Raw genomic sequence first — 6,000 nt, 5'->3', positions numbered from 1 at the left:
AGCGCCCGCCCCGGCGCCCGTCGCGCCCCCGCCAGCGCCCGAACCCGAGCCGCTGCGCATTCCCGAAGACGGCACCGTGGCCGAGTTCTCGGGCCTGGAGACCGAACTGCCGGCCGACACGCCTGCGCTGCTCGACATCCTGACCGCCGACAAGGCCGGCAACCAGCGCTGGGAGATCAAGGGCTACGCCGACCGCAAGACCGCCAAGAACGCCCGCGAGATCGCCCTGGCCCGTGCCCTGGCCGTGCGCAAGGAACTGGTGTCGCGCGGCGTGCCGGCGAAGAACCTGCGCGTGATGTTCAGCACCGACCAGGCCCGCAACGCGGTGACCGTGCTGCCGCGCTGATCGCGCGCGCCTCCGTCGCCTGCACCGGAGTCATCGCCCGGGCAGGCCACCCGGCGGCCCGGGCGCCTTGCGCGCCACGGGCCGCTGTGCTTTGTGGGGCTCAGCGGCTGCTCGGGAAGGCGAACACCGCGCCTTCGCGCACGCCGGCCGAGGGCCAGCGCTGCGTGATGGTCTTGCGCTTGGTGTAGAAGCGCACGGCGTCGGGGCCGTAGGCATGCAGGTCGCCAAACAGGCTGCGCTTCCAGCCGCCGAACGAGTGGTAGGCCACGGGCACCGGCAGCGGCACGTTCACGCCCACCATGCCGACCTGGATGTGGTCGGTGAAATAGCGGGCCGCCTCGCCGTCGCGCGTGAAGATGCAGGTGCCGTTGCCGTACTCGTGGTCGTTGATGAGCTGCATGGCCTCCTGCAGCGTCTTCACGCGCACCACGCCCAGCACGGGACCGAAGATCTCTTCCTGGTAGATCTTCATGCCGGGCTTCACGTGGTCGAACAGGCAGGCGCCCAGGAAGTAGCCCTGTTCATGGCCGGCCACCTGCATGCCGCGGCCATCGACCACCAGCGTCGCGCCTTCGGCCACACCGCTGTCCACATAGGCCTTCACCTTCTCGAAGTGCGCTTGCGTGACCAGCGGGCCCATGTCGTTGCCGCCGTTGTCGGTCTGGGTGCCGGGGCCGACCTTCATCTTGGCGATCTCGGTCTTCAGGCCGGCGATCACCGCGTCGCCCACGGCATCGCCCACGGCCACCAGCAGCGGGATCGCCATGCAGCGCTCGCCGCACGAGCCATACGCCGCGCCCATCAGGGCGCTCACGGCGTTGTCCACGTCGGCATCGGGCATGAGCACCGCATGGTTCTTGGCGCCACCCAGGGCCTGCACGCGCTTGCCATGCTTGCAGCCTTCCGAATAGATGTACTCGGCGATCGGCGTGGAGCCCACGAAGCTCACCGCCTTCACGCGCGGGTCGCGCAGCAGCGTGTCCACCGCCGTCTTGTCGCCGTTGACCACGTTCAGCACGCCGGGCGGCAGGCCGGCTTGCAGCGCCAGCTGGGCGATGAACAGCGTGCTGCTCGGGTCGCGCTCGGACGGTTTCAGCACGAAGGTGTTGCCGCAGGCGATGGCCATGGGCCACATCCACAGCGGCACCATGGCCGGAAAGTTGAACGGCGTGATGCCGGCGGTGACGCCCAGCGCCTGGAACTCGCTCCACGAGTCGATGTTCGGGCCCACGTTGCGGCTGTGCTCGCCCTTGAGCAGCTCGGGCGCGTAGCTGGCGTATTCCACGTTCTCGATGCCGCGCTGCAGCTCGCCGTGCGCATCGCTCAGCACCTTGCCGTGCTCGGCGGTGATGAGGGCGGCGATTTCATCGGCGTGCTCTTCCAGCAGCACCTTGAGCCTGGACATCACGCGGGCGCGCTTGAGCGGCGGCGTGTTGCGCCAGGCGGGGAAGGCTGCCTCGGCCGAAGCGATGGCCTGCTCCACCGTCGCCTGCGAGGCCAGCGCCACGCTGGTGGACGACTGGCCCGTGGCCGGGTTGAACACGGGCTGCGTGCGGACGGTGTCGGCCACGATCTGGCCGTCGATCAGGTGGCCGATGGTGGCGGTGACGTTCTGGTCTTGGTGCATGGGAATGGAGTTCAGAGTAAAAAGTGCCCCCAGTGCATATTCCACTAGGGCATACAGCTACAAAATAAATAGCAATCGCTGGCAGCGGGGCTCAAGCCGTCTCGGCCAGCGCATCGCCCAGGGCGCTCACCAGCCGGTCGATCTCGGCGCGTTCGCTGATGAACGGCGGCGCCAGCTGGATCGTGTCGCCGCCGTAGCGCACGTAAAAGCCCTTCTTCCAGCAGTTCATGGCGATCTCGTAGGGCCGGCGGGCCGGCTCGCCCGGCAGCGGCGCGATGGTGAAGCCCGCGGCCAGGCCGTAGTTGCGGATGTCCAGCACATGCTGCGCGCCTTTCAAGCTGTGCACCGCCTGCTCGAAGTACGGCGCCAGCGCCTTGGCGCGGCCGGGCATGTCTTCCTTTTGCAGGATGTCGAGCACCGCCAGGCCGGCGGCGCAGGCCACGGGGTGGGCCGAATAGGTGTAGCCGTGCGGGAATTCGAGCATGTACTCGGGCCCGCCCTGCGCCATGAAGGTGTCGTAGATCTCCTTGGAGGCCACCACGCCGCCCAGCGGCTGCGCGCCGTTGGTCACCTGCTTGGCGAAGTTGAGGATGTCGGGCGTCACGCCGAAGGCCTCCGCCCCTGTCCACGCGCCGCAGCGGCCGAAGCCGGTGATGACCTCGTCGAAGATCAGCAGGATGTGGTTCTGCGTGCAGATCTCGCGGATGCGCTCCAGATAGCCCTTGGGCGGAATCACCACGCCGGCCGAGCCCGAGAACGGCTCCACGATCACCGCCGCGATGTTGGAGGCGTCGTGCAGCGCGATCACGTCCAGCAGCTTGTCGGCCAGCGCCCGGCCGCCTTCTTCGGCCATGCCACGCACGAACGAGCCCATTGCCGGCTGCGTGTGCGGCAGGTGGTCCGCCTCCACGCCCTGGCCGAAGGTCTTGCGGTTGCCCACCATGCCGCCCACCGAGATGCCGCCAAAGTTCACCCCGTGGTAGCCCTTCTCGCGACCGATCAGGCGCGTCTTGCCGGCCTGGCCCTTGGCACGCCAGTAGGCGCGCGCCATCTTGAGCGAGGTGTCGGCCGACTCCGAGCCCGAGCCGGTGAAGAACACGTAGTCGAGCCCCGCGGGCGTGAGCTCCTTGATCTTGTTGGCCAGCGCGAACGACGCCGGGTGGCCGAACTGGAAGGCCGGCGAATAGTCGAGCGTGGCGGCCGCCTTGCCGATCGCCTCGGCGACGTCCCTGCGGCCATGGCCCAGCCCCGCGCACCACAGGCCCGAGAGGCCGTCGAAGATCTTGCGGCCTTCGGAATCGGTGTAGTAGGCCCCCTGGCCCGAGACGATCATGCGCGGCGCGGCCTTGAACTGCCGGTTGGCGGTGAAGGGCATCCAGTGCGCATCCAGCCAGGCCGCGTCCATGCGCGGCGCGGTGGCTTCGGGAGCGGAGTCGAGGACGGTGAAGCTCATGGTCGGTCCAATCACAAAGAAAACAAAAGGGGCGCAAGGCGCTGCCGCACAGGCCGCAGGTGGCCCTGCCAGCGGGCGGGTGGCCCCATTGTTCCGGCGGTCGATAATCCCTCCAATGGACAAATATCAATGTTTACTTGACGATTCATGCAAGTAAAGCCGCCCACCGTGCCCAGCGATTCCCTGCCCCCATCCCCTGCGTCATCCTCGCTGCCGCCCACGACCCAGGCCCCGCGCGAACGCGCCGTGCTCGGCCAGTTGAGCGACATGGACCTGCGCCTGCTGCAGGTCTTCAAAAGCGTGGTCGATTGCGGCGGCATGGCCGCGGCCGAGCTGGAGCTGAACATCGGCACCAGCACCGTCAGCCGCCACGTGAAGGACCTCGAAACCCGCCTGGGGCTGACCCTGTGCCGGCGCGGCCGGGCGGGCTTCGCGCTCACCCCGGAAGGCCAGCGCGTGTACGACGAAACCCTGCGCCTATTGGCCGCCGTGCAGGGCTTTCGCGACAGCGTGGACGGCATCCACTCGCGCATGGGCGGCCAACTGGCCGTCGCGGTGTTCGACAAGACCGCCAGCAACCCGGCCGCGCGCATCGGCGAAGCCATCGCCGCCTTCACCGCCCAGGCGCCGGACGTGCACCTGCAGATGCACGTGGGCTCGATCAACGCCATCGAGCGCGGCGTGATCGACGGCACCTACCAGGTGGGCATCATCCCCGCCCACCGCGCCTCGCAGAGCCTGCTGTACACCGACCTGTTCAGCGAGACCATGCTGCTGTACTGCGGCGCGGGCCACCCGCTGTTCGGGGCGGACCACTCGGCGCTCGACTGGGACGCCGTGCGCGCGCACCCTTTCGCCGGCTTGGGCTACCACTCGCCCAACATGGAGCTGAGCCACCAGGCTCGCCTCACCCGCACCGCCACGGGCTTCGACCAGGAATCCATCGCCACGCTGGTGCTCTCGGGCCGCTACCTGGGCTTCCTGCCCGACCACTACGCCGAGGCGTTCGAGCGCCGGGGCCGCCTGCAGGCCGTGCGGCCCGAGGCGCTGCGCTACGACTGCCAGTTCGTGAGTCTGCTAAGAAGGTCGCCCGAGCCGCCGAGGGCGGCGCAGGCGTTTCAGCGGTGTTTGGTGGTGGCGCATGCTTCTCGCGGTAGCACTCATGGACGGTAGTGGACACCGTCCACGGCGGGCATGTCTGGCGGCACTTTTTTGTCATTTTGAGCTGTCTATAGCTGAGCTGCTTACACGGCAGTGAAGAGAACGGCGCGGGCAACACCTCGATGCTCACATTTCTGAGATGCGTATACGGCAGTGAAGTCCACGTAGCGACGCCAAGGGCGGCCGTCGAATTTCTGAGCTGCCTATACGGCAGTGAAGGGCGACGTGGCGAGCCAGTCCAACGTTGTGACTTTCTGAGCTGCCTATACGGCAGTGAAGACGCAGGGGTCTGGTACCAGCCCAGCCAAAACTTTCTGAGCTGCCTATCGGCAGTGAAGTTTCGAACATCGCCCCCGACTTCGCCTGTCAATTTCTGAGCTGCCTATACGGCAGTGAAGGTTTGGGGCGGGTTTTGTCCCGCCGGGTAGCAATTTCTGAGCTGCCTATACGGCAGTGAAGGGATCAGCTACCGGTGTCTCTCCGCCTGGATATTTCTGAGCTGCCTATACGGCAGTGAAGGCTGGCAAAGCCATTTGGCTTGAACTCACAGTTTTCTGAGCTGCCTATACGGCAGTGAAGTAGCAACCTTCGGCAACCGCACCAGCCTTGTCTTTCTGAGCTGCCTATACGGCAGTGAAGTCGCAATGAGATTGAGAAGTTGAAACGCATGTTTTCTGAGCTGCCTATACGGCAGTGAAGTCTCAGCGGTTTTACTTTTCGGCCGGCCTTGTTTTCTGAGCTGCCTATATGGCAGTGAAGAGGTGGAGCACCACGTCGCCGACCTCAATGATTTTCTGAGCTGCCTATACGGCAGTGAAGAGGCCAGCGCGTCATCCGCTCCACCACGCACATTTCTGAGCTGCCTATACGGCAGTGAAGCTCACAGGCATGACCAACGTCTGCGAGACGATTTTCCGAGCTGCCTATACGGCAGTGAAGGTCGTGCTTGAGCGGACCGTGCGGGAGCTGCATTTCTGAGCTGCCTATACGGCAGTGAAGGGTCTCAGGGAGCGCGGCCCACTTGGCTTTGTTTTTCTGAGCTGCCTATACGGCAGTGAAGTTTTCAAACCTCGGAGCCCACCGCCCGAGTGAATTTCTGAGCTGCCTATACGGCAGTGAAGTGAGGCGCACCACCTCATTGCCCATCGCTGCGTTTCTGAGCTGCCTATACGGCAGTGAAGATGATGAATGCCGACTTCGTTCCGGCCGTGCTTTTCTGAGCTGCCTATACGGCAGTGAAGGAGGCGCCGGCGGCGATCACTGCGATCACCATTTTCTGAGCTGCCTATACGGCAGTGAAGGCGTGCTGGCCACCGCAGCCGCGGCCATTGGTTTTCTGAGCTGCCTATACGGCAGTGAAGACATCAACGCGGGCGATCCGCCCCATTTCTCCTTTTCTGAGCTGCCTATACG

4 protein-coding genes and 1 CRISPR repeat array (1 of these 5 only partly in view) are annotated in these 6,000 nt (G+C 65.7%); of the genes, 2 read left to right on the top strand and 2 right to left on the bottom strand.

All coding sequences use genetic code 11. From position 1 onward, the window contains the following. Positions 1-346 (top strand): OmpA family protein (locus AC27KI_RS06170; protein WP_487113054.1); only part of this gene is annotated, 346 nt, incomplete at its 5' end. Positions 347-446: 100 nt separating this feature from the next. Here the strand turns inward: AC27KI_RS06170 and AC27KI_RS06165 are convergent. Together AC27KI_RS06165 and aptA are read right to left on the bottom strand one after the other, a co-directional pair. Next, entirely contained in the window at positions 447-1,973 is a 1,527-nt protein-coding gene (locus tag AC27KI_RS06165) for a CoA-acylating methylmalonate-semialdehyde dehydrogenase (RefSeq protein WP_284430546.1), read from the bottom strand. 91 nt (positions 1,974-2,064) lie between these two features. Next, positions 2,065-3,426, bottom strand: coding sequence for an omega-aminotransferase AptA (aptA, locus tag AC27KI_RS06160; RefSeq protein ID WP_487113052.1), 1,362 nt, complete (start codon positions 3,424-3,426; stop codon positions 2,065-2,067). Positions 3,427-3,573: 147 nt separating this feature from the next. On the opposite strand from aptA, the gene AC27KI_RS06155 reads away from it, so the two are divergent. Then, positions 3,574-4,599, top strand: a complete 1,026-nt coding sequence (locus tag AC27KI_RS06155) for a LysR family transcriptional regulator (protein ID WP_487113050.1) — start codon at positions 3,574-3,576, stop codon at positions 4,597-4,599. Between the two features lie 357 nt (positions 4,600-4,956). Beyond that, positions 4,957-6,000: a CRISPR direct-repeat array (repeat unit 28 nt; unit sequence TTTCTGAGCTGCCTATACGGCAGTGAAG); it runs 1,749 nt beyond the window's last position.

Source organism: Acidovorax sp. KPB24-03 (assembly GCF_057546605.1).
Note: the sequence above shows the minus strand (reverse complement) of the source record. Positions and strands in the feature narration are given on the sequence as shown.